This is a genomic window from Pantoea ananatis LMG 2665 (assembly GCF_000710035.2).
GTDB classification, from domain to species: Bacteria; Pseudomonadota; Gammaproteobacteria; order Enterobacterales; family Enterobacteriaceae; genus Pantoea; species Pantoea ananatis.
Genome location: NZ_JMJJ01000005.1, coordinates 455,778 through 480,241 on the forward strand (window position 1 = coordinate 455,778; position 24,464 = coordinate 480,241).

The following is a 24,464-nucleotide window of genomic DNA, read 5'->3' on the forward strand; positions in this document are numbered from 1 at the left end:
TTCACGCGCTCCCGCCTGTTTTTTACAATGGCATTACACAGCGAATCTCGATGAGGTTCGCTGTTCACTGACGCCTCAACGTCGGAAAAAAGAGGATGCTCCCCGCAAGCCTTCGTCTGCATGGGTTTAAAACTCGACGACAATATTGCCTTTGGGAATGCTACAGCACGACAAAATATAGCCCTCTTCCACGTCCTCATCGGTGATGCCGCCGTTGTGGTTCATCTCCACTTCCCCTTCCAGGCATTTCACCTTGCAGGTGCCGCAGATCCCCATACCGCACGCCTTGGGAATATGCAGCCCCAGCTTGAGGCGTCAGCCAGTGACGTTTTCTTCGCGTTTACAATAGCTCCGGCCACGTCATAATCAGCTTTGCCTGCACAGGCTCGGCCAGCAGGCTGGGATCGGGCTGCCAGCTGTCCCAGTCGCGAAATGCGCTGAAATCAAGCCCGGTCAGGGTTTCCAGTGAACGAACCGCCACGCGATATTCATCCACCTGCGGCACCGCTTCCGGTTGTAAAAGCGGCAATACGCGGCGAGGCTCATCCAGCAGCTTATCCTGACTGACCAGCAGTGCGGTGGCCTGCGGCGTGCCCTGTGGACCGATGCGCAGAACGACCTTCCAGAACAGCAGCGGGACCTGCAAATCCCCGTACTGCCGATGTTGATCGTTCAGTACCGGGCCGGTCAGTACACTAATTTGCTGTTTGGTTTTTAACACGCCGTATTCCAGGATATAGCGCTCAACCCCTTGCCAATACTGCACGCTCTGGTTAAAGCGAAAATGCTGCGGGGAACAATTAGTGAAGTGGAACGTGTCTTTATTGGCGCGCACCGCCTCGGCCGCCGTGCCCCAGGTGGGATCGCTGCGGCGGGTGAGATGACCGCGATCGAACCAGCGACTGAACGCGCTATAAAACGACTGACCAGTAACATAGCGGCTGTCGATGCGGCTGTCTTCATACCAGCGGTCACCTTCGGGCAACAGCGAAGGTTGCCCACTGCCGCGGTCAATGTTGATATAGCGTGCCCCATCGATATTGGTGGCGGTAAAAAAAGCCAGCCGTCGTTCGGCATTCATCAGCAGAGAAAAGTGCTCGTAATTCAGCCTGGCATCAGCGCCGTTGCGCCCGTCACGCAGAGGGGCGACTTCCCCTGCACGCGGCGCGATAATCTGTGCCAGATCGACAGGATTGTCCGCCAGAAAGTCTGTCTGAAAACCGTCGCGATTAGCGTAGTTTTCATCTGGCGCGGCGGCACTGGACTCAGGCAGTAGCGGTGCATTATCGGCCGTGAGCGCCTGCATCAGGATTGCCTGCCCATGCGGGGACAGCGCTGGCAACTCGCCCTTCAGCCAGTCGGTGAGCGCACTCATGCGAATGCCTTCGTTAACCCATTTTCCGCTGTCTTCTGTGGCGCCATGATGAAGGGCCACCAGCTGCCAGCCGTCGTTGAAGACCGGTGCACCTGACGAGCCGCCTTCACTGTCGGCCTCATAGTGCAGAAACTGTTCGTGACGTGCTAACAGGGCATTGTTGCGCAGCGTGATTTGCTGTGGCGCACCACCCGGATGATGGATGAGATTGAGGCTGATGCCCAGCGCATGTTTATCATTACGATCGTTAAGTGCCAGCGGCAGCGGTTGCTCACCGCTGTCGGTAAGCGCCTCGCCAAGCGCTATTAACGTACAGTCGAACGCCTCCGTTGGGCTGGAAAGCCAGAAGCTCTCAGCATCCACCGCATAGAGACGTCCTGGAAGAATTTCGCCGGATTCGCCCTGGCGATAACCGAACTGCAGCGTGATGCGCCCCGAAATGGCGGCTTCAGGCAGCACGTGATGATTCGTGACGAAGAGGTTGCCATAGGTCAGAAATCCACTTCCCTTAGGTATGCCATCTTCTCTGACCAGCGCGACGGCGCGGGCTGCGCGTAACCCCTGCTGTAAAAATGACACCGGCAGCAAGTCGTTAGCGCCCATAATGACGCTCTGGCGGGCCCGCTGTTGAAACGCATAGCGCTGCGCTCGTCGTGAGTCCGTTTCCGCCTGCTGGCCCTGGCTGAGCGCAGTGCGCGTCTGCTGCCTTTGCCCGGCCGTAATCTCCAGCCTTGAGGCTATCTGCGCTTTCAGTTGCTCGTTCATTCGCATCTCCATGGTTGGGTTTGCTCTCTTTAACCATAGCCGTTTATCACGGAACAGGCGGCACATTGCGGCGCTGCGACACAGTGGCTAACCTGCAGAAAACATGATCTCTATAAGACTGTTTCGGCGTCTTAAACTGGCCTTTCCTGACAATTTGAACGGCCCTGCCATGCGGTAAACTGTGGATGAAACAACCAGGCTGCTGAATCATTCAGCAAACGATCCGAAAGCGGGTAAAACCGCTTTGACTCAGCATGCCGACTCCATTACTATGCGCCCTGTAGCACGATTCCTCTGTAGTTCAGTCGGTAGAACGGCGGACTGTTAATCCGTATGTCACTGGTTCGAGTCCAGTCAGAGGAGCCAGATTAAAAGAAGCCCGCTCAGGGAAACCTGAGCGGGCTTTTTGTTTGCTCTCGTTAGCACATTGCGCAGCCCGGTATGTTGTACCGGGCTTTTTTTCGGTTCATCGCAGGTTAGCGTGAACCAATAGAAAATGGCAGCCAGAACGTTTAGGTTTGTATTTGCCAAAACACACCCTGAACCTTCAAAGCCGCCGTTGTTATGAAGGATTCAGTGTCTCTTCATACACTGAAATTTCCCACGACACATTGCTCATCCGTCTTCAGTCCGCGGCTTCCCGGGCGCCATGTTGCCGCGGGTGTAACCGCAGTACTCCCCATATTCACGACACTTCCCTGCGACGCGTCAGATAGCGTGAACTGCCTGACCGGAAGGTCTGGCTTGATGTTCCCGTCCGCCGTCTGCGCTGCTCATCATGCGGCATTATGACCGAAAAAATCGACTGGCTGCCTGAGCGCCAGCGATACACAGCCACCCTGTCAGCGTGGGTTGAATCCCTCGTTCGGCTGCTTCCGGTTAAGCACGTCGCCAGCCTGACCGGACTGCACGGGCATACCGTTAAACATATTGATTACCGGAGGCTGCAGCGTGAGGTTAGCCGGATTGATTAATAGAGGATCGTCTGCCTGTGCGGGTAACTGGCAAAAAAGCAGACCCGTAAGACACAAAAAGCGAAGAGATGATAAACTTAACGCACTGCCATAATTCACTTTTACCTGCCTTTTCCTGTGGTTTCAGGCAGCAAACAGACAGGGATGAGTAAGCACACTCCTCTCCCATACCTAGTAGCATTACTTATTACTGGCAGCCATAGTTAACCAGCCGTTTACAAATACAAAAGCGAAATATGCAGGTAAAATTACGTGAAATTGCGGCATCGGTTTGCTCGTCCCGCCTGCGAGCCGGATGAAAAAGAACGTCAACGACACGACCATCGTGACCCAATATATTATCCTCGGCCAGAGATGAGTCAGGCGTTTCAACCCAGATTTTTAACGGGGAAAGATGTCAGCGGTTTAATCTCTTTCAAAACAAACATACTTTGCATCTCTTTAATGCGCGGCAGCCTGCGTACCACCGACATGGCGAACTCCGCGTACGAGTCAAGATCGCTCGCTACCACCTGTAAGAGAAAGTCGGCGTCGCCCCCAATGCTGTAGCAGGCCACAACATCCTCTAGCGCGGTCACCTGCTGCTCAAACTTTTCCGCTTCAGCTTCGCTGTGGCAGTCAATGACCACCCGAATAAAAACCATAACGCCCGAGCCGGTTTTCTTACGGTCCAGCACTGCCCGATAGCCCTTGATCACGCCCTGCTCTTCCAGTTTGCGGACTTTGCGCCAGCAGGGCGAGGCAGACATACCGATCTTATCGGCAAGCTCCTGATTGGTCATCCGGGCATTATCCTGCAAGATGCTTAAAATTTTCACCTCTGTCTTATCAAGCGGCATATCAGTCGTATCCTTTCTGTTTAACCTATTTTACAGGCAAATTATTGCCATAATTACGGCACAGAAGCGAGATTCAGACAACGTATTTCTGCCCAGCTCAGGCATACTTTAATCAGGCTGTATTGCGCAGCAGAGGAATGGCATTAAACGGCACAGAGCAGGTTCTTATGCTCAGAAGCGGGATGAGCAAGCGGCATCGCATTCTTTCCAGAATGCACGCTCTGTTAACGCAATCACGCCTGTAAACAACGTTCTTATCCCTATTGAATGAAGGAAACATCATGTCGCTTCATACTGAATTACTGCCTTATATTTTGGCGCTGGGACTGGCCGCCGCGATTCCGGGCCCTGGGATGACGACGATCGTTGCGCGTAGCATCAATGGGGGTTCACTGGCAGGCTTTGCTGCGCTTATCGGCGTGATAATGGGCGATGTGTTTTATTTAACCCTGGCCGTATTTGGTCTGGGCATTGTGGCCAAGACCTATACCGCGCTCTTTACGTTGATTAACTGGGCGGCGGCGCTTTATTTGGGCTATCTGGCCTGGCAGTTCTGGTCTTATCAACCCCGTGCTATCAGCATTGACCAGAAGGTTACCCGTCAGCAACTGGTCTCCGCCTGGCTGTCGGGGCTGAGTATTACGCTGGGCAACCCCAAAACGATTGCCTTTTATCTGGCAATACTGCCGCTCGTTATTTCCCTGGAGGCAATTTCACTGAAATTCTGGGGCGCCGTACTGGTTCCCGTTACCGCTGCCGTATTACTGGCCGTGGGCGCGATGTTTATTTTGGCGGCGGTGAAAGTCCGCGTGTTTCTGACCCGCCCGCGCTCGCTGCGGATCATGTACCGGGTCGTGGGCGTGATGATGCTGCTGGCCGCCATGGGTATGATTGTTAAAACGCTGTAACTCGGCGAAATAACAGGTAGGTGACGGCTGCCTTGTGGATAACGGGGCTTCAGAACAGGCTGATTCATCCTGCTTAAAGGGGATTTTACTGCTGTATCCCCACCCGCATGGTTACGCTGTGGTAATATCGCCCCCTTACCTTCTCGTTACCTGGCAACCCACTGAGCACTATGACGGACACGACAAAACGCAAAAACGATCCTGAAGGGCTTAAAAAACGCATTCTGGCTGGCGCACTCAAAATCTTTGCTGAGTTCGGCATGCAGGGCGCCCGGCTGGAGCAGATCGCCGAGAGTGCTCAGACGACGAAACGCATGGTGGTCTATCACTTTGGCAATAAAGAGCAGCTCTATATTGATGTGCTGGAGCAGGTTTATCAGCAGATCAGGGAACATGAAACCGGCCTGAATCTGGCGGCAATGGAACCCGGACAGGCCATTACGAAACTGGTTGAGGCCAGCTTCGATTATCACGTTTCGCATCCTGATTTTATTCGGCTGATCTGCATGGAGAACCTCTCTCGCGGACGCTACATCTCACAATCCGTGCGGCTGAGCCAGCTTAACCGCAGCGCGCTGGATCTGCTGGATGACATCCTGACGCGCGGTCAGCAGCAGGGGCTGTTTATTCAGCCGCTGGACACGCTGGATGTACATCGCCTTATCAGTAGTATCTGCGTACATCAGGTTTCTAACCGGTTCACGTTTAATACGCTGTTCAGTCCGGACAAAAGTGAAGAGGATATTATCAGCCGCAATCGCCAGTTAGCGGTGACGGCCACGCTGCGTTATATCTGTCGGCATCAGTAGGCTCACAGGGCGTTGAAAGCGATAGTCTATGCTTAAGGGGTATTCTTAATATCACTTAAGTAAGGAAAGCAGTTTGAGCAAAGACGCCAACCTTTATCCGCTTCGCCAGACCCACCTTGATCCACAAGATGATGCAGTCTGGAACTGGGCGCAAAACGCGCAGATTGGTACGCAGCAGCAGGTTAAACGCCCTGCTGACGAGGCCGCACTCCGGCAGTTACTGCGTGAGTCAAGCGGCAAAGTGCGCGTAACCGGTAAAACCTACTCCCCAGGCAGAATGCTGGCCGTGCACCCCGATGATTTGCTGCTGGATCTGAGTGCACTGTCCGGCCTGATCCGCAGTGATGCACACAGCGTCACGTTCGCCGGCGCGACCCCGCTGGAACAAATCTACAGTACCTTAACGGAAATGGATCGTATGCTCGCCTCCTCACCCGGCGTGATTTCGGTTCAGACGCTGGCTGGCGCGATGGCTACCGGCACTCACGGTCAGGGCCTGCACCAGAGTTCCATTGCCGATGAGGCTGAGCACATTCGCATGGTGCTGAGCGACGGCTCGGTCCGTGAGCTGTCACGTGGCGATGCAGATTTTCCTGCCGCACTGGTGTCGCTGGGCGTGCTGGGTATTGTGACCGAAGTGACCCTGCGCACGCAGCCGTTTCGTATTTTCACCTGCCATAAAAATGCGGTGTCGGCGGACAGCCTGGAAAGTGATTTGCTGCGCTGGAATGATGAATACGAACTCAGCAAAGCCTGGTGGTTTGTGGATGACAATTTTATCCACGTCTGGAATGCACATCAGGCCAGCGAGGAGGAGAGCCACCATTATGCGCAGAACGATCGTGAGGTGGTGGAACACGCCGATGAAGGCGACGACAGCCTCAACGACACGATCGATCAGACGCTGGAACACATGCATCGCGACACCCAAATTCACGGCAAGGGCGGCAAACAGTTCCGTACCGTAACGCGCTTTCGGGATTTTACCGATGTGACAGGCGACATCTATCAGCTGTTCTGTCGCGGTATCGCCGTGCCGCAGATCAACGTCGAAATTGGCGTACCGCTGGAAAAAACGCCAGCAGTCATCAGCAAGATTAAACGCTGGTACGCCGACAATCGCCCGCATATGCACTATCCCATCATCCTGCGTTGTACAGGTGCGTCATCGGCATGGCTCAGCCCGGCCTTTGACCAGCCCACCTGCTTCTTTGGCTTTGTGGTGTATTACGCCGACGACGGCTCCCTTTCAGAAGCGGGCCTGCACTTTTTAAGTGAGGTGGAGAAGCTTCTGGCAGAAGAAGGCGGTCGCCCTCACTGGGGCAAGTATTACGACGCCTCGCTGTACCGCTGGCAGGATCTCTACCCGCACTGGGCGTCCTTCCGTGCTCTGCGTGAGCAGTTCGATCCGCAAGGCCGTCTGAGCAACGACTACACCGCTGCACTGTTTAATCAATTCGATAAGGGATGATATGTTTGCCTGGGTAACCTTACTGACGCAACCGGATTATCTGGTCGGCGTAAAAGCGCTGCACCGTTCACTCACTCAAAGTCAAACGCGTTGGCCCCTGGTCGTGATGGCAACCGCTGCCATTGATGAGCAAGACTGCGCGATCCTGGAAGAGGAAGGCTGCGTAATCCAACGTGTGGAGGGGCTTTATCCGCACAGCGATTTGAACCCGCAGTATGCATCTGAACGTTTTGGTGAAGTCTGGACCAAACTGCGCGCCTGGCAGTTGACCGATTATCAGCGGGTGGTCTTTCTGGATGCCGATATGCTGGTACTTCAGAACATGGATGAGCTGTTCTCGCTGGATCTGGGTGACCATGCGCTGGCCGCCTGCCACGCCTGCCGCTGCAATCCGAATCAGATCGAGGCCTATCCCGACAGCTGGCAGCCCGAGTTCTGCCACTACACCTGGCAGGAACGTGAGGAGTCGCCGCCCGCACATGTGGATTATTACCTCAACGGCGGCTTTCTGGTGCTGGAGCCTGATAACGCCGTTTTTGAAAAACTTGAAGCGCGCATTGCCGCTATAGAGGACCTGAGCCAGTACGCCTTTTCAGAGCAGGATTTGCTGAACGAGGCTTTTAAAGGCCAGTGGCTGCCGCTCTCCTATGTCTACAATGCCCTAAAAACGCTGCGTTTCCAGCACGATAAGCTGTGGGAATGTGAAGAGGTGAAGAACCTGCATTACATTCTGGATAAGCCGTGGCAGCGCGATTTGTCTCAGCCTGTTAGTCAGCGTGATCGCTATTATGCGATGGATAAACTGTGGTGGGATAAAGTCTCAGCCTGATCAGCATCAACCGGCCCCGGCACTAAGCCCGGGGCCACATCCGGATCATGGACTGGTTTTGTATAATGTCACTAAAAGGCTATACCGCCATCCAGCGCCTTTCTGCCGCCGACAGCGCGATGGCCTCAAGCACCTTCTGCACCTGCAATCCTTCTGCAAAATCAGGCCACATAGGGTCGCCAGCGGCAATGCCATTAATGAGATCGCGAATTTCTACCGTTTTCTGATCGTTAAAGCCAATACCATGACCTGCAGAGACGCAGAAGTTAGCATAGTCCGGATGCGCAGGGCCGGTCAGCAGGGTTTTAAAGCCCTGCCGCCCCGTCGGTTCATCATGGATATACAGTTCCAGCTCGGCCATGCGCTCCTGAGTGTAACGCAGAGTACCTTTGGTGCCGGTCACGACATAGGTCAACCCCATTTTAGCCCCACAGGCGATACGCGAGGTTTCAATCACACCGTGCGCACCGTTGTGAAAGCGCAGCAAGGCGCTGGCCTGATCTTCATTTTCAACCGGTAACTGACGGCTGAGATCCTTTGGGTCAGGACGGGTGGCAATCACCGTCATCATGTCCCCACTGACTTCCGCAATATTGCCCACCAGGTAGTGCGCCATATTGACGATGTGCGCCGCCAGATCGCCCAGCGCACCTAACCCGGCCAGCGCTTTCTGACAGTGCCAGTCGAGTGGCGTTTCCGGTTTCGCCAGATAGTCTTCGTTGTGCGTGCCGTAAAAGTGCACCACCTCGCCAATTTCACCGCGCGCGATGATCTCTTTTGCCAGCTGACTGGTCGGATTCTTCATATAGTTGAAGCCCACCAGGGTTTTAATCCCTGCTCTATTGGCCGCTTCAACCATTTCCCGCGCATCGGCCACCGTCAGGGATAACGGCTTCTCGGAATACACGTGTTTGCCGTTAGCAATGGCGGCCAGCGCCATCTCTTTATGCAGGAAATTGGGCGCGCAGATGTCCACAACATCAATATTCGGGTCGCTCACCAGCTCGCGCCAGTTGCCCGTAGAGCGTGAAAAACCAAAGGTGGCAGCCTGCTTTGCGGCCAGTTCGGGATTAACCTCTGCCAGCATTTCATGCACGATCTCTCCTTTTAACGCAAACACCGCGGGTGCCTGGGCATAGGCAATCGCGTGGCAACGACCGATATAGCCGCTACCGATCATGCCGATTCTGACTTTGTTCATTTTAACTCCGGGCTGACAGAGAAAGGATTAAATGAAATTTAAATTCCATTTAGGAGTATTTCAAATTAAAAATGAAATAAATGTGACGAACATAAAGAACATTCGTGAGGGAATGTCGTGCAAAGCTTTATAAAAATGAAACGGAGATTCTGTTTACTGAATAAAAGGTGCAAAATTACAGCTATTCGATTGCGTCAGTACGCTAAGCGAAACGGTTAAAACGCGGGAGTTGGCGAGTATTTCAGCAATTAGACAGTTTTGTGAAAAAGAGCTTTGACAAGCTTGCGGGACGTCGATAATATGCGCCCCGTTCAAACGATTCCTCTGTAGTTCAGTCGGTAGAACGGCGGACTGTTAATCCGTATGTCACTGGTTCGAGTCCAGTCAGAGGAGCCATCTTCCTGTTTTCAGGCCTACTGATACGTACCTGCTCAGCCAGGTTGCCGTAAGTTAGCGTGAAAATGTTCCCCGACGCGTATTGACCTACCCTGCGCGTCCGGCGAATTGAGTTGTACGATTCCTTTTATTTCAGTTCGATAATGGCATGACAAACCTGCACCCTGTCAGCCCTGAAAATCCGTATTATCACGTCTTGCAAACCCCCTGAACTGACCGATTCTTATGGTCCGTCTCTGCTTGTTGATTCAGGCGATTCACGTCTTTGGTATTCAACTATCGCTTCATCCGAAAAGAACCCTATATCGTGCGGGTGCCCGTCCGCAGGTTTTACTTTGTTTCCGATGCCCGCCAGCAGCGCGAGTTTATCCGTTAACGACTGACAAAGAACAGCTGTCTCGCGCAGCAACACCTGGCTGAAAGCGTCGCCGCGCGAACGGTAAATGCGTTGAGGCCGTCGCGCAGGCATCGTGCAAAACCCTAAGAAACGATCGGCTGGCTACGTTGAACGGCCCTGCGGGTTAAAACACAAAACCGTAGTGAGAACCATCCGGCAGTTCAACATCAAGGCGAAGCTTGCCACCGGTCGCTTCAACATAGCGTTTGAGCGTGGACAGCTTCAGGTCGCGCCCCGGTTTTTCCATTCCTGCAACGGTAGGTTGTTTGATGCCCAGCGCCTGCGCCATTTCTACCTGCGTTTTTTGTACTTTCTCACGCAGTTCGGCAAGGTGAATATTGAGCAGGATGTCCGTCGCCATCGCCTGAGCTTCATCCACGACGTCATTTTTTTCATCCGCAATAAGCTGTTCCAGCGTTCTGCCCATCGCGTTACTCCTTATTTTTTAATGCGTTAAGTCAGTGCGTAAATTCCCGGTCAGCAACCGGGAGCATCGCGTCGTAAAAACGTTTTTCATTGCCGACCTTATTTCCAGCACAAAGCACAATGCCGGTTCGGGCCGGGTCAAAGGCAAAAAATGCCCGTAAAGGATCGTCCCGGCTCTGGATACGTTGTTCTTTCATGTTGCTATAGCGGGAGCCTTTGAGCGTATCGGCATAAGGTCTGGACAAACCCGGCCCCTTCTCCCGCAGGACCAACAATGCTGCAAGCACGTCAGCCCTGTCGATATCGCTAAGCGAGGTAAACCAGCAGTCAAACGTATCCGTTGTTTTAATCGGCCACACAACCCCGGGATATAGGTTAAATGCTATATAGGTGTAAAGCGATAAAGAGAAGTATGGCGCGAAGGAATGAGGGGTTCATACGGTATTGCTGCAAAGCTGAAGGCGCATTCGGTTGTTTCAGTGAATGGCTACGAGGACATTTAGCGTTTTACGATCTGTATCTATAAACCCGCTCAGGGAAACCCGAGCGGGCTTTATGTTTTTTGCCATTCGGCCTGCCGCGCTATGGCTAGCGGGTTTGGTTATGCGCGGTTCGGGATTGTGTCGTTCTGTCCATCAGCTCCCTAAGGCAGAAAAAACATCGGTTTGAGCTCTGCACTTATCGGACTGTTATCCGCATTAGACGGCATTAAATCTTTCATCGATGCCCACCAGCGCTGGCACACCTCGGTTTGCGCCACCGCGAGCCAGCGGGCTTCTGATTCAATCTCAACGCTGGCGAACAGCAGGTCACGATCGGCATCCAGCCAGATAGCATAGTGATGGGCACCATGCGCTTTTAGCGTCTGTTCGAGTTCCGGCCAGATGGGTGAATGGCGACGCAGGTATTCATCGTGGCAGTGAGCATGCACCTGCATGACAAAAGCTTTACGTAACATCGCTGCGCTCCGCATCCAGTGCTGCCTGCCAGGGTTTAACGTTAAAGCGTTCACCCAGCGCGATCAGCTGCGCGGTGGTGATGCTCTGACGAATACCGCCCATAGATAGGGCTTTTACGACAACCTCCGATGATTTTTCAGCGGTGTCGATCAGGCCAAAGGTCTCATCAAGATTAGGACCCGCGCCAAAGATGCCGTGGAAGGGCCACATGACCAGGCTGTGGATCTCCATCTCATCAGCCGTAGCCTGGCCGATACCGTCAGTGCCCGGCACCATCCATGGCAAAATGCCCACCCCGTCCGGGAACACCACCAGACACTCTGTGCTGCCTTCCCACAACAGGCGCGTAAAGCGTGCCGAATCCAGATTTACAACATAGCTCAGCGCCATAAAGTGGGTAGCATGGCAGTGCATAATCACCCGATCGCTTCCCTGAGTCACCTGCTTACGTACGCTGTGCGACTGGAAATGCGCCGCCAGTTCAGAGGTCGGCAGCCCACCGTTGCTTAATCCCCAGTGAATTTTATACGACAACCCCTGGTCATCCACCTGCAGCAGCACCAGACTGTCTGCCGGGTCGAGCTGTACGTTACGAAAAAACTTGCCAGACCCGGTCACTAAAAACCAGTCGTTAGCTAACGCCGGTGCCGGTTTACTCAGTTCAATGCAGCGCGGTTCGGCATAAAAGTCGCTGGCGAAGTCCTGCACTTCTTCGGGAAGCAGGCGCAGGCTAACGTTACCGCCGTTACGCTCATCCCAGCCTTTCAACCACATATCGCTGGTGGCTTTTACCATCCCCTGCACGAACCAGGATGTCAGAATGTTTTGCATGGTTTATCCCTTAACGTTGACGCAAAGTATGTTGTTCGTAATGACGGACGTCGCTCAGCCAGCTGGCATCGGCAGGAACGTCATGGCGCAGGCACCATGCTTCCCACACCGCCTGCCACGGCAGCGACTTTTGCTCTTCCAGCAGGGCCAACCGTGCAGTGAAATCCCCTTCACTCTCCAGCCTACGCAGCCGATCGCTGGGCTCCAGCAGCGCCCGCAGCAACGCTTTTTTGGCGTTACGCGTACCAATGACCCAGGCGGCAATGCGGTTGATTGAGGCATCAAAAAAGTCGAGACCGATATGCACCTTGTCGAAGAGTTTCTGGCGGGCGATCTCATGGGCAATCGCCTGGGTTTCATCATCGAGCAGCACCACATGATCGCTGTCCCAACGCACCGGACGGCTCACATGCAGCAGCAGGCGCGGCACGTACAGCATCGCGGTAGAGATTTTGTCGGAGATCACTTCAGTCGGGTGGAAATGCCCGGCGTCCAGCGTCAACGCAATCTGCCGGCTGCTGGCGTAGCCAAGGCAGAATTCGTTGGAACCCACGGTGTAGCTTTCCGCACCAATCCCGAATAGTTTGCTTTCCACAGCATCAATATGGTGTTGCGGGTTGAGTTGCTCACTGATGATCGCGTCAAGCGCGCTGGCAAGGCGCTGGCGCGGCGCAAAGCGGTCGATGGTGAGATCTTTCATGCCATCCGGCACCCAAATGTTCATCACGGAAGGCGTACCGAGCTGTTCACCAAAGTAAGCCGAAATATGGCGACTGGCTTTACAGTGGTCGATCCAAAACTGGCGAATACCTGAATCGGCGTGCGACAGCGTAAAGCCATCGGCACTCTTTGCATGTGAAAAGCAGGTGGGATTGAAATCCAGCCCCAGCCTGTTGCTTTTTGCCCACGCTACCCAGTTGCTGAAGTGTTTCGGCTCGATGGCATCGCGCTCAACGGGTTGGCTGCTTTCAAGATAGATCGCGTGCAGATTAAGGCGCATTGCGCCCGGGATTAGCGATATGGCTTTTTCAATGTCGGCGCGCAATTCGTCGGCGTTGCGTGCCCGTCCCGGATAGTTGCCGGTGGCCTGAATACCGCCGGTGAGTTGCCCGTTGGGATTTTCAAAACCGCGCACGTCATCACCCTGCCAACAGTGCATCGAGACCGGGATCTCATCCAGTTGCGCCATCACAAGGTCCACATCAACGCCATTCTCAGCATAACGTTGTTTCGCCAGGTCAAAGGCCTGTTCAATCAGCTTTGTCATATGCAAGTTCCTTAGCAGGTTGGAGCAGCGCGGTGAAGCGCGCCTGATGGGCCGCAAACGCGCTGTTGTCGAGCGGTTCAAAGATGTCTGACGGGAAATTACGGCTGATGCAGCGGCGCAAATCCGCGACGTCACGCAGTTCACCTAGCGCGATGAGCTGGCAACCCACATTTCCCAGCGTGGAGGCTTCTACCGGACCGGCAATCACCGGCAGTTGACAGGCATCGGCACACAGCTGGTTGAGTAAAGGATTCTGGCTGCCGCCGCCCACGATATGCAGCTGCCGTAGCGGTGTGCCGCGTAGCTGGCCGAGTTCCAGCATTGTCTGGCGATATAAGAGCGCCAGACTGTCAAAGAGGGTGCGTGCCAGTGCGGCCGCAGTGTGCGGTATCGGCATCGCCTGTTCAGCACAGGCATGTTGGATTGCCTGCACCATGTTGTCTGGGTTAATAAAGCGAGGGTGGTTAGGATCAATGAGCGAGCGGCAGGCTGGCTGCTTTGCGGCATCCGCAATAAGCAGGGGCAAGTCGCGGATGTTCAGTTCGCTACAGACGCGCTGTAAAAGCCATAGCCCCATAATGTTTTTCAGCACCCGGTAACCTTCCGCGCCGCCTTCATTGGTTATGTTGGCCTGTAAAGCAGTCGCATTCACATAGGGTTGGAGACTTTCAATCCCCATTAGCGACCAGGTACCTGAACTGAGATAGGCTGCATCGTCGTGCATCAGTGGCGTGGCCAGCACCGCGCTGGCCGTATCGTGCGTGGCTACGGCAATCACCGGGATCCGCTTGCCGCTGGCGCTGGCCCAGTAACCCACGTTATTGCCCGGTGCATGCGGTGTGCCGAACCAGGCGGAGTCGACGCCAGCCCAGTCCAGCAAGTCACGATCCCACTCACCACTTTGAATATTCAGTAACTGCGTGGTGGTGGCGTTGGTGTATTCCCAGTTCATTTTGCCGGTGAGGCGATAGTGCAGATAGTCTGGAATCATCAGCGCATATTTCACCCTCGCCTGCCAGTCCGGCTGCTGCAGATGTAGCGCGCGCAGCTGATATAGGGTGTTAAATGGCAGAAACTGAATGCCGGTGCGCTGGTATATCGCCTGCTGGCCGAGATCGTCAATCGCCCGGGCCATCAGGCCCTCGGTGCGTTTGTCACGGTAGCTCACGGCTTCGCCAACGCGATGTCCGTCTGCGTCCAGCAGTACCAAATCAACGCCCCAGGTATCAATACCCATGCTGTCCGGCACGATGCCTTCATCATCCAGTTGCTGCAGTCCGGCGCGAATGTCCTGCTCCAGACGATCCAGATCCCAGCAGTCATAGCCGCTGCGCTGAACCCGCTGATTCGCGAAACGACGGACTTCACGCAGAGCGATTTGCTGGTTGTCCGACGTCCACTGCGCAAGCATCACGCGCCCGCTGGATGCGCCTAAATCAATGGCAACGATGTTACGCATATTCATGGCATGTTTTCCTGAAATGACATGGCTACAGAATAAAAAGCCTGCAGGCCTGCCACCTTAGGCGCAGTGCCAGCAGAGGATCTTCGCTGGCAGGTTTGCAAAGGTGTTCGTGAGACAGCTCACAGAACCGCGTGACGATAGAGTTGTGAGCTTTGCCGCATTTCTATCAATCACTTAGGCGATCTTAAATAATTCGCCATTTTCTTGCGCCGCCCCGTTCAAAATTCAAGGTGATGTCCGCAGCGCCTGCGTAGACTCAGTTGCAACATTGTTAACGGAGAGCAAGCCATGACCGTTCTGCATAGCGCGGATTTCTTTCCCGCCGGAAATTACGCCATTGCCATCGAGCCACGCGTGCCACAGCAGGCTTTTCCAGAGCATCACCATGATTTCCATGAAATTGTGCTGGTTGAACAGGGATCAGGTATTCATGTGTTTAATGGTCAGCCGCAGGCGTTGAGTGCCGGTTGCGTGTGCTTTGTACGCGACCACGATCGCCATCTGTATGAAAAAACCGACAACCTTTGCCTGACCAATGTGCTGTACCGAAGCCCGGGGGCGTTCCGCTTTCTTTCCGGGCTGCAGGCACTATTGCCGCGTGAAGAGGACGGCCGGTACGCGTCGCACTGGCGCATTAATCAAAAAGTGATGGGGCACGCTTTGCAGTTGGTGACACAGATGAAGCAGCAACCTCTGTGGTCACTCGAACGTCAGGCACATCAGGAGCAACTCTTTCTGCAAATGCTGGTGTTGCTACGTGAGGCCGCTCGCAATGACAACGCGCAGGACCAGGAAGCCAGACTGCACCGATTGCTTGACTGGCTGAATGAGCATTACAGTGAAGAGATCGTATGGGAGGCGCTGGCCGACAGCTTTTCACTGTCGCTGCGTACGCTGCACCGCCAGATGAAGCAGCAGACAGGCAGTACGCCACAGCGTTATTTGAATCGGCTGCGGTTATTGCAGGCGCGTCATCTGCTTCGCCACAGCGATATGCGTATAACGGACATCGCCTATCAGTGTGGGTTTGGTGACAGCAACCACTTCTCCACGCTGTTCCGGCGTGAATTTGGCTACGCGCCCCGCATGGAGCGTCAACAGATGTGGTAACTGGAGCTTTTAATATGTCGCTAATTCTGTCGCGCGAGGACTACTTTCCTGCCAGAAACCTGCCCATTGCAGTGGCCGAACGTATGCCACAACCCTCTTTCCCGCCTCATCAACACAGGTTTAGCGAGATTGTAATTGTCTGGCGCGGCAACGGGCTGCACATCCTCAACGATCGCCCCTGGCTGATTACCTGCGGCGATGTGTTTTATATTCGCGACAGCGACTGCCATAGCTATGACAGCGTCCATGACCTGGCGCTCGACAACATTCTTTATTGCCGCGATCGCTTTCGGCTCGATCTTGACTGGAGCCAGCTTATACCGCCTCAGGAAGAGAATGCTCAGTCCGGTTGGCGATTAACCACCCACGGTATGGCCCTGGCGCGTGGCGTCATCAGCCAACTGGAGCGGGAAAGCCGCAAAAACGATCCCTTGTCCATTCAGCTTTCTGAAGCCTTGTTTTTACAGCTGGCGCTGATTCTGCGCCGCCACGGTTACGCGGCCGATCGTTCCTGGGCGCTACCGGAAGGCGAACAGCTTGATCTGCTGATGTCGTCGCTGCTGGCCGATATCAGCCGTCCGTTTGACCTCGCCCACTTTTGCGAGCAGCACCAACTCAGCGAGCGAGCGCTTAAACAGCTGTTTCGCCAGCAAACCGGCATGACAATTGGCCACTATTTGCGTCAGCTTCAACTCTGTCAGGCAAAATACTTACTGCGCACCCAGGAAAGTTTAATCAGCGAGATTGCTTCACGCTGCGGCTTTGATGACAGTAACTATTTTTCGGTGGTGTTTACGCGTGAAACCGGCATGACGCCCAGTGCCTGGCGGCAACGTTTTGTACCGCAATGCGCCACGCTAACTGATAACGCAAAAGCCTGATACGCGTTAACGCATCAGGCTTTTATCTCTGCGGAGTCAGGCAGCCATGCCAAGCCCGACAATATTGGCAGCGATGATAATGACTATGCAGCCAATCGACAGGACGCTAACCGGACGACGCCCGACAGATTTCCACTCTTTCAGCATCAGTCCGACCAGACCACCACACAGCACATACAGACTCATGTGCAGCATCCAACTGACAAAGTCATATTGCGGTGGAATTTTGGCATGGCCCCATGCATAGAAAAAGAACTGCAGATACCACATGGTGCCGCCAAGAATAGCGAAAGCGATATTGGCAATTAACAGCGGTTTTGCCACGGAGAAGTCCCGGCGGAGGGAGAGCTCCGGCTTAACCGCCAGGCGGATAAAGCAGTACGCCAGGTTAATCAGCGCACCACCGCCCATAATCACCACATAGCTGGGTAGCGCCACGTACAGCGGATTAATACCCAGATTAGCTGCCGCAACATGCATCGGCTTTGCGGCATCCATAGCGAAGGACATGCCGGCCGAGAAAATACCGCAGATAACCGCCAGTATCAGCCCTTTCTTCAGATTAAATTCTTCGGCGTTAATGCCCAGCGCGCGCTCTTTCAGCAAACCGGCTCGCGATACAATTGCCACGCCAATCAGCGCGACCAGAACGCCAAGCAGCGTCATACGGCCACCAGCCGAGCTAAAGAGTGCGACAAAACGGCCCTGCAGCAACGGCGTCATGAGTGTCCCGACGACTAACGTAATGCCGATAGCAATACCGATGCCTAACGACATGCCGAGATAGCGCATGGTCAGGCCGTAGTTAATATTGCCGATGCCCCACATTGCACCAAACAAAAACACAGGTAGCAGCTGTGACAGACTGAAACTACTGTAGTACGCCCAGAAATTCGGCAGCAGCACGGCACTGACTGCCCATGGCAAAATCAGCCACGACATCAAGCCACCTACTGCCCACATGGTTTCCCATGACCATTTTTTGACCTGTTTAAACGGCGCATAAAAACATGCGGCACTGGCGGCACCCACCAGATGCCAGAAAATACCGGCAATAATGGCACTGTTCATTGTTATTCCTTCGCAAGGTTGAGGCCAAACAGGAAACCGACGTTTCCTGATAAGCAGCAGTCTAGTGGGAGCTGCTTTCACTCAGCCTTTGAATGGCTGCCGGAAAACACAGGTCGCTGGCAAAATCCGGTGAATTTTCAACATAAAGATCACAAATTCACATTTAAGGACAGTAACCGGACGTTTTACCTAAACCGCTTATTATTCGAGATATTTTTGTTGTTTGTTGTGTTGATCGGCACAGTTTTAATCTTACTGCCAGCACGCTTATTAACGTGGCAATGACATAAAGTTGAGCTGCGGGTTCGCTGCAAAGATGGTTTGGCGGACGAAGAGGGAAAACGGTCGGCAGAAAAGGTTTGTGATATGAATCAAGGCTAGTGGGGATACTGTGATCAGCGGGAGATCGCATGATGTTGGATAAGCACTCTACGATTCAGCGCAGTAGTCGCTGCGCATGTTATTAACTGCAGTCACGCAATGAGACGTTTGCGTGGCAGGGCAAACCGAAAGGACAATTGGCCGGGGATGCCTCCCGTAAAAAGCCTACCGCTTCGTCATTGACTGCGCGGGCAGGCACGGGCTTATCGCCATCCCAGGCGTTCCGGCATTTGCTGGCGAATACAGGGTTCCAGCCCGTCGACCCTTTTTATAAGACGCTGACCGCTCAGATAACAAAACACGCCGTGGAAATGCTGGCTTCGTCGTGTCTTTCTTCCCTTCCCTGCCATCTGCAGTGTGGCTTTGGCAAAGATAAAAAGGTGTATCGTCGTAATCTGTTTCACTCTGTTTTCACATAACGTTAACGAGTTAAAAGCGGAGCCCTGCATATGACAACACATCATCAACATTTCATTAATGGTGTTTTTGTGCCTAATCACAGCGATAAGTGGATTGAAGTGATTAATCCTGCTACCGAAGCGCTACTGTCACGCATTCCTCAAGGCACGCGTCAGGACGCCGCAGACGCTATCGCCGCTGCCGATGCCGCGCAGCCGGGCTGGGAAGCCTTACCGGCCGTGGAGCGCGGCAGCTGGCTGCGTAAAATTGCCACAGCCATTCGTCAGCGTGAACCCGAACTCAGCGCCACTATCGTGGCAGAAGGCGGTAAAACCCAGGGGCTGGCAAAAACCGAAGTGCTTTTTACTGCTGATTACCTGGACTACATGTCCGAATGGGCGCGACGCTACGAAGGTGAGATTGTGAACAGCGATCGTCCTAATGAAAATATTTTCGTCTTTAAAAAAGCGATTGGCGTTACTACCGGCATCTTACCGTGGAACTTCCCGTTTTTTTTGATTGCGCGTAAAGCGGCGCCGGCACTGATTACCGGCAATACGATTGCGATAAAACCGAGTGAGTTGACGCCCAATAACGCGGCCCTGTTTGCACAGATCGTTGCGGATATCGGCCTTCCAAAAGGTGTGTTCAATGTTGTTTACGGCTACGGCCCTGAGATCGGTCAGGAGCTGGCTGGCAACGAAAAAGTGGGGTTGGTAAGCCTGACGGGCAGCGTTAATGCCGGGATTGCCGCCATGGAAGCGGCAGCAAAAAACGTTACCAAAGTCTCTCTGGAGCTGGGGGGTAAAGCGCCGGCCATTGTAATGGATGATGCCGACCTCGATCTGGCAGTAAAGGCCATTGTCAGCTCACGCGTCATTAATACAGGTCAGGTCTGCAACTGCGCAGAGCGGGTTTATGTACAGGAAGGGATTTATGACCGCTTTATCAGCGCACTGACAGAGGCGATGCAACACGTGACGTTTGGCAATCCGGCTGAAAAAAACGATATCGATATGGGGCCACTGATCACCGCCGCCGCGCTGGCGCGGGTTGAGCAAAAAGTTGCCAGGGCAGTAGAAGAAGGCGGCAGGGTTGTATTGGGCGGTAAACGGGCGGGCCGCAAGGGCTTTTACTTCGAGCCCACGATTATTACCGGCGTACGCCAAGAGATGGAGATTATGCGTGAGGAAATTTTTGGCCCGGTGCTTCCTGTAATGACCTTTAAAACGCTCGAAGAAGCTATCGCACTGGCCAATGACTGTGAGTACGGCCTGACTTCCTCAATCTACACTCAGAACCTGACCACCACGATGACCGCCCTGCGTCAGCTGAAGTTTGGTGAAACCTACGTTAACCGCGAGAATTTTGAAGCCATGCAGGGATTCCATGCCGGCTGGCGCAAGTCGGGCATCGGCGGTGCTGATGGTCGCCATGGGCTCGAGGAATATCTGCAAACGCATGTTGTGTATTTGTAGTGTTAACGACGGCGGTTTGCGGCCCTGCCGGGTCGCACCCTGAGGAGGTTAAACGGATGGCATTTCCTTATTGGCAACTGAATTCACGCGGTGAAGGAAACCGCGTTATCTGTTTGTTCTGCCAATAAAGTAGGCCAGGCGGTTTTATGCTCACCTGACCTGAATTCAAGGGGCAACCCGCAACGCTGCCTTTGAGAAGTGAGCAATCAATCACACCTTTCCGTTTTATGACTTATCGACCCGCAGCACAATGCATCCTTCGCTAATTTCTGCCGAGACCCGCGTGCCGGTATCAAATCCGGCTTCACGCAACCATTTGCCGCTGATATTCAGCGCAGGCGTGCTGGTGTCGCCAAAATTAGGTACGTAGCCGACTTTGTACCGGCGCTGAGTTTTTGAAATCGCGGAAGACGGTTTCTGAACAAGATTAAGCGTGGTAACAGACATTGAATAATCTCCCTTATTTGATGATGGTGTATTTACACAATGCGCCAGCCATGGCTGTAAAAAATTAAAAGCATATCTGTTAAAAATTTATGCTGGCTGTCTGGCCAGTAGCGTTTTTAGCGTCCCGTTATCTGCTTTTACAAAGCAGATAAAACATAGCGCCTGAAGTAGATGATAACAAGCCAGGTGCTGGAACCCGGCTCGCACAATTTGACTTATGCCCCTTTTATCAAGGATCATTCATCTGGGTTGCCGAAGCGTTAAAATGCACCATCTGGAGGTTTAGATTGACGGGCGCGGAATTAGGGAATATCCATCGCAGTCAGGTAGCCATATTCAATCTTTGTTAAAGTCAATTGCTCATTCTGATTAAAAAACAGCTTCACAAAATTCGCACTATCACCAATGAGCTCGACGCGCTGATACTCTGTAAAAGTAAATTGATTTAAAATATACGACATTCTTTCACGGTGTGCTGCTGGAATAGGGTTTTTAGATATGACCTCCCCTGCAAAAGTCGGCTCTGTGTCTTTGGAGGGTTTAAAATTATGTTTTTTCAACTTTGCCTTCTGAGAAAAAGCAACGAGCGCATCATGCGCGCTGTTAAAATTGTCTGCCAGATTTTTCAAATGCGCAGCTAATTGATTAATTGACAGGGTGCGGTTATTTGAATGGTACGATAAACCAATTCCGCCAAGACTCGCCACAGCAGGGACGATACTTCGTCCAACGATGCTAAATAAACCTGCAGTTGAGGTCCAAAAGATTGCCAATAAGGTGGCTGAACTTAACGCAACGGCTCCCATTGAAGTGGTATTATAATGCTGTACAGGAATGCCGAGTATGCGATTGTTAATATGCTTTATCTCACCATTCGGCCGCCGCCCTGTAGCCTGCTCTGTGGGAGGATTTTTAAAACGACTGTTACTGTTATTTTTATAATCGTTCAACGCACTGGCAATAACACTGGTTTCCCTTTTAGAAAGACTGGCAATTTCCATCGGCTCAAGCGAACTCATCAGAATCAATGATTCTTTGAGAATTTCAGAGGGTAAAAAGCTGCCTGAAGTATCAGAATTTAAACTGGGATTCGTCGTGAGTCCCTCAATCACATGTATGCCTGGAAATGCCATAATAACCTCTTTTTAAGATGTAACAGTTCCTTTGATTAGCTTTCTTTATTTTTCTTGATATCCCAACCCATCTGCACAGAAGCGGCTTTCGTTCCCTGAGAAGCCTGTTCCCAGTATTCCAGCGCAACCTTGCTGGCTTGAAAGGAATACTGCATACCCAGCGTGGACGCGTGACCAATGCCGGTAAAGTCAGTCTGCGTAACCAGCACATCTTCAAGCGTGATGCGAGTATATTCCACTTCCTGCCCGCCTGCCTTGCAAACAGACAGCTGAATTTTTGGCAGATGTTTACCACTGGCACAATATTTCACTAACGCCGGTGTGGCCTTATCGATCAATGCCTCAACGCTTAAATCGCGATAATTCACTTTTCCCGCACCGCCACCACCGCCAACGGACATATTACCTGGTTGCTGCGCGCCCCAGTTAAATGACAGAACATCTATCCATTTTTTATGGTTTGCATTTTGCGACTCACCTTCAATTCCATCTATTTTCAAAAAGATATCAATAGCCATTTTTCACCTTTATTTTAAGGGCGGATTAACTCAGCTCTCTTTATTTTGTTTAATATCCCAACCAGCTTTGCTTTCCGCCCCTTTGGTACCGCTGGCACTTTGTTCCCAGTAGCTGGTAGACACTTTGGATGCCTGAAAGGCGTAGTCCACCACAATGGTGTCACCTTGCCCTACTCCGTTAAAATCCGTTGCCGTAACCAGTACATCTTCCAGCACAATCTTCGTGTACTCAATTTGGTTGCCACCGGCTTTGCAAACCGACAGTTCTATCTTTGAAACATGCTTTCCGCTGGAGCAGTATTTAAGAATGGCAGCAGTGGATTTGTCGATTAACGCTTTAACACGCAGATCGTTGAAATTCACTTTTCCTGAGCCGCCACCGCCACCTACCGCCATATTACCGGGTTGCGAAGCCCCCCAGTTAAATGAGAGCACGTCGGTCCATCCTTTATGATTGCTGTCCTGTGATTCTCCAGTAGTCCCTTCAACTTTCAAATAAATATCAATCGCCATTAATTTTTTCCGATTACGCTGTGATAATGATGAAACGGGTGTTGCAATCCGTTATATTCGGCAGGTTCAGACAGAATTTAGAGCCATTTGCATTAAGAAACAGGCAGCAGCATGTCAATGCTGTTGCATCGTGCTAACAGAAATAGTAACGCCTGAGAGTTTTCTCAGTAAATATGAATATGTCAGGTAAACAGAATACAGTTAACCTTGAAGGCCTTTATACATTAATAAAATTAACACAACTTCATGTCAATTAATTTACAACTAACAATGTATTATTGAGATAAATCTGAAAGCTGATGTTTTCAGCGGCTGATAGTTTCAGAGGTTAATAACGCTAAACATCTCGCTGCACTGGCCAGCAATATTATCGGCGGGGAATGTGAGAAATATTACAGTAGAAGAGGCATTATTATTTTAGTAAAAACCCCACGCAGCGATGACTGTGTGGGGTTGTTAATCTGGCAAGATCAAGCAGGCTTAACGCCAGCCCAGCTCCGGTGCCACGTGCTTCAGAATCGATTCAATGACGTGTGCGTTGTAGTCCACGCCCAACTGATTCGGTACAGTGAGCAGCAGTGTATCCGCTTCAGCAATCGCCTCATCCTCTGCCAACAGTTTGATCAGTTTTTCCGGCTCGGCGGCATAGCTGCGACCAAAGATGGCACGGGTTTTCTCATCCAGAAAACCGACTGAATCCTGATCCTGTCCACTGCGGCCAAAGTAAGCCCGATCCATATCGTTCACCAGCGCAAAAATACTGCGACTGACGGAAACCCGTGGCTTACGCGAGTGCCCCGCCGCTTCCCATGCTTCACGGTAGGCGCGGATCTGTTTTGCCTGCTGGATGTGGAACGGCTCGCCGGTTTCATCATCTTTGAGCGTCGAGCTTTGCAGGTTCATGCCCATCTTCGCCGCCCATACTGACGTGGCGTTGGAGCCCGAACCCCACCAGATGCGATCGCGCAGGCCTTCAGACAGCGGCTCAAGACGCAGCAGGCCCGGTGGATTCGGGAACATCGGCTGTGGATTCGGTTTGGCAAAACCTTCGCCACGCAGCGCATCAAGGAAAACTTCTGTGTGGCGACGGCCCATGTCCGCATCCGTCTCGCCTTCCTGCGGCGCATAACCAAAATAGCGCCAGCCCTCAATCACCTGCTCTGGCGAGCCGCGGCTCAGGCCCAACTGCAGGCGACCGTTGGAAATCAGATCGGCAGCGCTGGCATCCTCCACCATATAGAGCGGATTTTCATAGCGCATATCGATAACGCCAGTACCTATTTCAATTTTTTTGGTGCGAGCGCCGACCGCTGCCAGCAGTGGAAACGGCGAGCTAAGTTGGCGGGCGAAGTGATGCACACGGAAATAGGCACCATCGGCCCCGAGTTCTTCTGCCGCTACCGCTAAATCTATAGACTGCAGCAACACGTCCTGAGCAGAACGCGTGGCGGACTGCGATGATGGCGTCCAGTGGCCGAATGAGAGAAAACCAATCTTTTTCATCTGTAACGTCTCCTGACGAAAGAACAATGCTTTCGCGTGATAAACCTCAATGAAATAAGGTTACGCCAGCCGCGCCGTGACGGATAGTGAATATCCTTAAGCGCTACATTCAAGAATT

Annotated in this window: 23 protein-coding genes, 2 tRNA genes and 1 pseudogene; 10 read left to right on the top strand and 16 right to left on the bottom strand. The window is 52.8% G+C overall.

Annotation, left to right across the window (positions count from 1 at the left end; all coding sequences use genetic code 11):
- Positions 1-126: 126 nt before the first annotated feature.
- A pseudogene (locus EL29_RS10070) lies at positions 127-309 on the bottom strand (2Fe-2S iron-sulfur cluster-binding protein); the annotation flags it as partial.
- Positions 310-340: 31 nt separating this feature from the next.
- On the bottom strand, positions 341-2,140 hold the full coding sequence (locus tag EL29_RS10075; RefSeq protein ID WP_028715301.1) for a DNA/RNA non-specific endonuclease: 1,800 nt from the start codon (positions 2,138-2,140) through the stop codon (positions 341-343).
- Positions 2,141-2,430: 290 nt separating this feature from the next.
- Here EL29_RS10075 and EL29_RS10080 point away from each other — a divergent pair.
- Positions 2,431-2,506, top strand: a tRNA-Asn gene (locus EL29_RS10080).
- A 422-nt stretch (positions 2,507-2,928) separates the two neighbouring features.
- Positions 2,929-3,114, top strand: coding sequence for a helix-turn-helix domain-containing protein (locus EL29_RS10085; protein ID WP_013026304.1), 186 nt, complete (start codon positions 2,929-2,931; stop codon positions 3,112-3,114).
- Between the two features lie 368 nt (positions 3,115-3,482).
- On the opposite strand, the gene EL29_RS10090 is transcribed toward EL29_RS10085, so the two are convergent.
- On the bottom strand, positions 3,483-3,953 hold the full coding sequence (locus EL29_RS10090) for an Lrp/AsnC family transcriptional regulator (protein WP_028715302.1): 471 nt from the start codon (positions 3,951-3,953) through the stop codon (positions 3,483-3,485).
- Positions 3,954-4,234: 281 nt separating this feature from the next.
- Here EL29_RS10090 and EL29_RS10095 point away from each other — a divergent pair, with 281 nt between their 5' ends.
- From EL29_RS10095 to EL29_RS10110, 4 genes are all read left to right on the top strand, one after another.
- Positions 4,235-4,861 carry a LysE family translocator gene (locus EL29_RS10095; RefSeq protein WP_014594030.1) on the top strand — a complete coding sequence of 209 codons (627 nt, stop codon included), beginning with the start codon at positions 4,235-4,237 and terminating at the stop codon, positions 4,859-4,861.
- A 170-nt stretch (positions 4,862-5,031) separates the two neighbouring features.
- Positions 5,032-5,670, top strand: a complete 639-nt coding sequence (locus EL29_RS10100) for a TetR/AcrR family transcriptional regulator (protein WP_013026308.1) — start codon at positions 5,032-5,034, stop codon at positions 5,668-5,670.
- A gap of 73 nt (positions 5,671-5,743) precedes the next feature.
- Positions 5,744-7,141: a D-arabinono-1,4-lactone oxidase gene (locus tag EL29_RS10105; RefSeq protein ID WP_013026309.1), complete on the top strand. Its 1,398-nt coding sequence runs from the start codon at positions 5,744-5,746 to the stop codon at positions 7,139-7,141.
- A 1-nt stretch (position 7,142) separates the two neighbouring features.
- Positions 7,143-7,970, top strand: coding sequence for a glycosyltransferase family 8 protein (locus EL29_RS10110; protein ID WP_015699982.1), 828 nt, complete (start codon positions 7,143-7,145; stop codon positions 7,968-7,970).
- A 79-nt stretch (positions 7,971-8,049) separates the two neighbouring features.
- Here EL29_RS10110 and EL29_RS10115 read toward each other — a convergent pair whose 3' ends face one another.
- Positions 8,050-9,171 carry a Gfo/Idh/MocA family protein gene (locus EL29_RS10115; protein ID WP_028715303.1) on the bottom strand — a complete coding sequence of 374 codons (1,122 nt, stop codon included), beginning with the start codon at positions 9,169-9,171 and terminating at the stop codon, positions 8,050-8,052.
- A 320-nt stretch (positions 9,172-9,491) separates the two neighbouring features.
- Between EL29_RS10115 and EL29_RS10120 the strand changes: the two genes are divergently transcribed.
- A tRNA-Asn gene (locus EL29_RS10120) sits at positions 9,492-9,567 on the top strand.
- Positions 9,568-10,088: 521 nt separating this feature from the next.
- Here the strand turns inward: EL29_RS10120 and proR are convergent.
- The 6 genes from proR to rhaB all read right to left on the bottom strand — a co-directional run bounded on the left by proR (position 10,089) and on the right by rhaB (position 14,912).
- A complete protein-coding gene (gene proR, locus EL29_RS10125; protein WP_028715304.1) occupies positions 10,089-10,391 on the bottom strand; it encodes a transcriptional regulator ProR in 303 nt (100 codons plus the stop codon).
- A gap of 31 nt (positions 10,392-10,422) precedes the next feature.
- On the bottom strand, positions 10,423-10,749 hold the full coding sequence (locus tag EL29_RS10130) for a type II toxin-antitoxin system RelE/ParE family toxin (RefSeq protein ID WP_028715305.1): 327 nt from the start codon (positions 10,747-10,749) through the stop codon (positions 10,423-10,425).
- A gap of 284 nt (positions 10,750-11,033) precedes the next feature.
- Positions 11,034-11,348 carry an L-rhamnose mutarotase gene (rhaM, locus tag EL29_RS10135; RefSeq protein WP_024471869.1) on the bottom strand — a complete coding sequence of 105 codons (315 nt, stop codon included), beginning with the start codon at positions 11,346-11,348 and terminating at the stop codon, positions 11,034-11,036.
- Complete coding sequence (rhaD, locus tag EL29_RS10140) at positions 11,338-12,180, bottom strand: rhamnulose-1-phosphate aldolase (protein WP_028715306.1); 843 nt, start codon at positions 12,178-12,180, stop codon at positions 11,338-11,340. The genes rhaM and rhaD overlap by 11 nt, the downstream gene beginning before the upstream one ends.
- A 10-nt stretch (positions 12,181-12,190) precedes the next feature.
- Positions 12,191-13,447: an L-rhamnose isomerase gene (locus EL29_RS10145; RefSeq protein WP_024471870.1), complete on the bottom strand. Its 1,257-nt coding sequence runs from the start codon at positions 13,445-13,447 to the stop codon at positions 12,191-12,193.
- On the bottom strand, positions 13,431-14,912 hold the full coding sequence (rhaB, locus tag EL29_RS10150; RefSeq protein WP_028715307.1) for a rhamnulokinase: 1,482 nt from the start codon (positions 14,910-14,912) through the stop codon (positions 13,431-13,433). The genes EL29_RS10145 and rhaB overlap by 17 nt, the downstream gene beginning before the upstream one ends.
- 288 nt (positions 14,913-15,200) lie before the next feature.
- Between rhaB and rhaS the strand changes: the two genes are divergently transcribed.
- Together rhaS and rhaR are read left to right on the top strand one after the other, a co-directional pair.
- On the top strand, positions 15,201-16,022 hold the full coding sequence (gene rhaS / locus EL29_RS10155) for an HTH-type transcriptional activator RhaS (protein WP_014594038.1): 822 nt from the start codon (positions 15,201-15,203) through the stop codon (positions 16,020-16,022).
- A gap of 14 nt (positions 16,023-16,036) precedes the next feature.
- Entirely contained in the window at positions 16,037-16,903 is an 867-nt protein-coding gene (rhaR, locus tag EL29_RS10160; RefSeq protein WP_014605481.1) for an HTH-type transcriptional activator RhaR, read from the top strand.
- A 36-nt stretch (positions 16,904-16,939) separates the two neighbouring features.
- On the opposite strand, the gene rhaT is transcribed toward rhaR, so the two are convergent.
- Positions 16,940-17,974 carry an L-rhamnose/proton symporter RhaT gene (rhaT, locus tag EL29_RS10165; protein ID WP_014594040.1) on the bottom strand — a complete coding sequence of 345 codons (1,035 nt, stop codon included), beginning with the start codon at positions 17,972-17,974 and terminating at the stop codon, positions 16,940-16,942.
- A gap of 830 nt (positions 17,975-18,804) precedes the next feature.
- Here rhaT and aldA point away from each other — a divergent pair.
- Positions 18,805-20,232, top strand: coding sequence for an aldehyde dehydrogenase (gene aldA, locus EL29_RS10170; protein ID WP_028715308.1), 1,428 nt, complete (start codon positions 18,805-18,807; stop codon positions 20,230-20,232).
- A gap of 225 nt (positions 20,233-20,457) precedes the next feature.
- Here aldA and EL29_RS10175 read toward each other — a convergent pair whose 3' ends face one another.
- From EL29_RS10175 to EL29_RS10195, 5 genes are all read right to left on the bottom strand, one after another.
- Positions 20,458-20,679: a SymE family type I addiction module toxin gene (locus EL29_RS10175; RefSeq protein WP_013026323.1), complete on the bottom strand. Its 222-nt coding sequence runs from the start codon at positions 20,677-20,679 to the stop codon at positions 20,458-20,460.
- Positions 20,680-20,981: 302 nt separating this feature from the next.
- The gene (locus EL29_RS10180; RefSeq protein WP_013026324.1) at positions 20,982-21,812 is read right to left on the bottom strand and encodes a hypothetical protein; all 831 of its coding nucleotides are present in this window, start codon (positions 21,810-21,812) and stop codon (positions 20,982-20,984) included.
- A gap of 35 nt (positions 21,813-21,847) precedes the next feature.
- A complete protein-coding gene (gene tssD / locus EL29_RS10185; protein ID WP_028715309.1) occupies positions 21,848-22,330 on the bottom strand; it encodes an Hcp family type VI secretion system effector in 483 nt (160 codons plus the stop codon).
- Between the two features lie 30 nt (positions 22,331-22,360).
- Positions 22,361-22,843 carry an Hcp family type VI secretion system effector gene (locus EL29_RS10190; RefSeq protein ID WP_028715310.1) on the bottom strand — a complete coding sequence of 161 codons (483 nt, stop codon included), beginning with the start codon at positions 22,841-22,843 and terminating at the stop codon, positions 22,361-22,363.
- A 480-nt stretch (positions 22,844-23,323) separates the two neighbouring features.
- A complete protein-coding gene (locus EL29_RS10195; protein ID WP_028715311.1) occupies positions 23,324-24,346 on the bottom strand; it encodes an LLM class flavin-dependent oxidoreductase in 1,023 nt (340 codons plus the stop codon).
- Positions 24,347-24,464 lie beyond the last annotated feature (118 nt).

What these genes read in the sequence shown, in the direction of transcription:
- EL29_RS10145 (WP_024471870.1), bottom strand. Translation starts at nt 13,447, where the DNA reads ATGACAAAGCTGATTGAACAGGCCTTTGACCTGGCGAAACAACGTTAT.
- EL29_RS10110 (WP_015699982.1), top strand. Translation starts at nt 7,143, where the DNA reads ATGTTTGCCTGGGTAACCTTACTGACGCAACCGGATTATCTGGTCGGC.
- EL29_RS10095 (WP_014594030.1), top strand. Translation starts at nt 4,235, where the DNA reads ATGTCGCTTCATACTGAATTACTGCCTTATATTTTGGCGCTGGGACTG.
- EL29_RS10175 (WP_013026323.1), bottom strand. Translation starts at nt 20,679, where the DNA reads ATGTCTGTTACCACGCTTAATCTTGTTCAGAAACCGTCTTCCGCGATT.
- rhaT (WP_014594040.1), bottom strand. Translation starts at nt 17,974, where the DNA reads ATGAACAGTGCCATTATTGCCGGTATTTTCTGGCATCTGGTGGGTGCC.
- EL29_RS10090 (WP_028715302.1), bottom strand. Translation starts at nt 3,953, where the DNA reads ATGCCGCTTGATAAGACAGAGGTGAAAATTTTAAGCATCTTGCAGGAT.
- proR (WP_028715304.1), bottom strand. Translation starts at nt 10,391, where the DNA reads ATGGGCAGAACGCTGGAACAGCTTATTGCGGATGAAAAAAATGACGTC.
- EL29_RS10115 (WP_028715303.1), bottom strand. Translation starts at nt 9,171, where the DNA reads ATGAACAAAGTCAGAATCGGCATGATCGGTAGCGGCTATATCGGTCGT.
- rhaS (WP_014594038.1), top strand. Translation starts at nt 15,201, where the DNA reads ATGACCGTTCTGCATAGCGCGGATTTCTTTCCCGCCGGAAATTACGCC.
- rhaD (WP_028715306.1), bottom strand. Translation starts at nt 12,180, where the DNA reads ATGCAAAACATTCTGACATCCTGGTTCGTGCAGGGGATGGTAAAAGCC.
- EL29_RS10190 (WP_028715310.1), bottom strand. Translation starts at nt 22,843, where the DNA reads ATGGCGATTGATATTTATTTGAAAGTTGAAGGGACTACTGGAGAATCA.
- EL29_RS10075 (WP_028715301.1), bottom strand. Translation starts at nt 2,140, where the DNA reads ATGAACGAGCAACTGAAAGCGCAGATAGCCTCAAGGCTGGAGATTACG.
- rhaB (WP_028715307.1), bottom strand. Translation starts at nt 14,912, where the DNA reads ATGAATATGCGTAACATCGTTGCCATTGATTTAGGCGCATCCAGCGGG.
- aldA (WP_028715308.1), top strand. Translation starts at nt 18,805, where the DNA reads ATGACAACACATCATCAACATTTCATTAATGGTGTTTTTGTGCCTAAT.
- EL29_RS10100 (WP_013026308.1), top strand. Translation starts at nt 5,032, where the DNA reads ATGACGGACACGACAAAACGCAAAAACGATCCTGAAGGGCTTAAAAAA.
- EL29_RS10180 (WP_013026324.1), bottom strand. Translation starts at nt 21,812, where the DNA reads ATGGCATTTCCAGGCATACATGTGATTGAGGGACTCACGACGAATCCC.
- EL29_RS10195 (WP_028715311.1), bottom strand. Translation starts at nt 24,346, where the DNA reads ATGAAAAAGATTGGTTTTCTCTCATTCGGCCACTGGACGCCATCATCG.
- rhaR (WP_014605481.1), top strand. Translation starts at nt 16,037, where the DNA reads ATGTCGCTAATTCTGTCGCGCGAGGACTACTTTCCTGCCAGAAACCTG.
- EL29_RS10085 (WP_013026304.1), top strand. Translation starts at nt 2,929, where the DNA reads ATGACCGAAAAAATCGACTGGCTGCCTGAGCGCCAGCGATACACAGCC.
- rhaM (WP_024471869.1), bottom strand. Translation starts at nt 11,348, where the DNA reads ATGTTACGTAAAGCTTTTGTCATGCAGGTGCATGCTCACTGCCACGAT.
- tssD (WP_028715309.1), bottom strand. Translation starts at nt 22,330, where the DNA reads ATGGCTATTGATATCTTTTTGAAAATAGATGGAATTGAAGGTGAGTCG.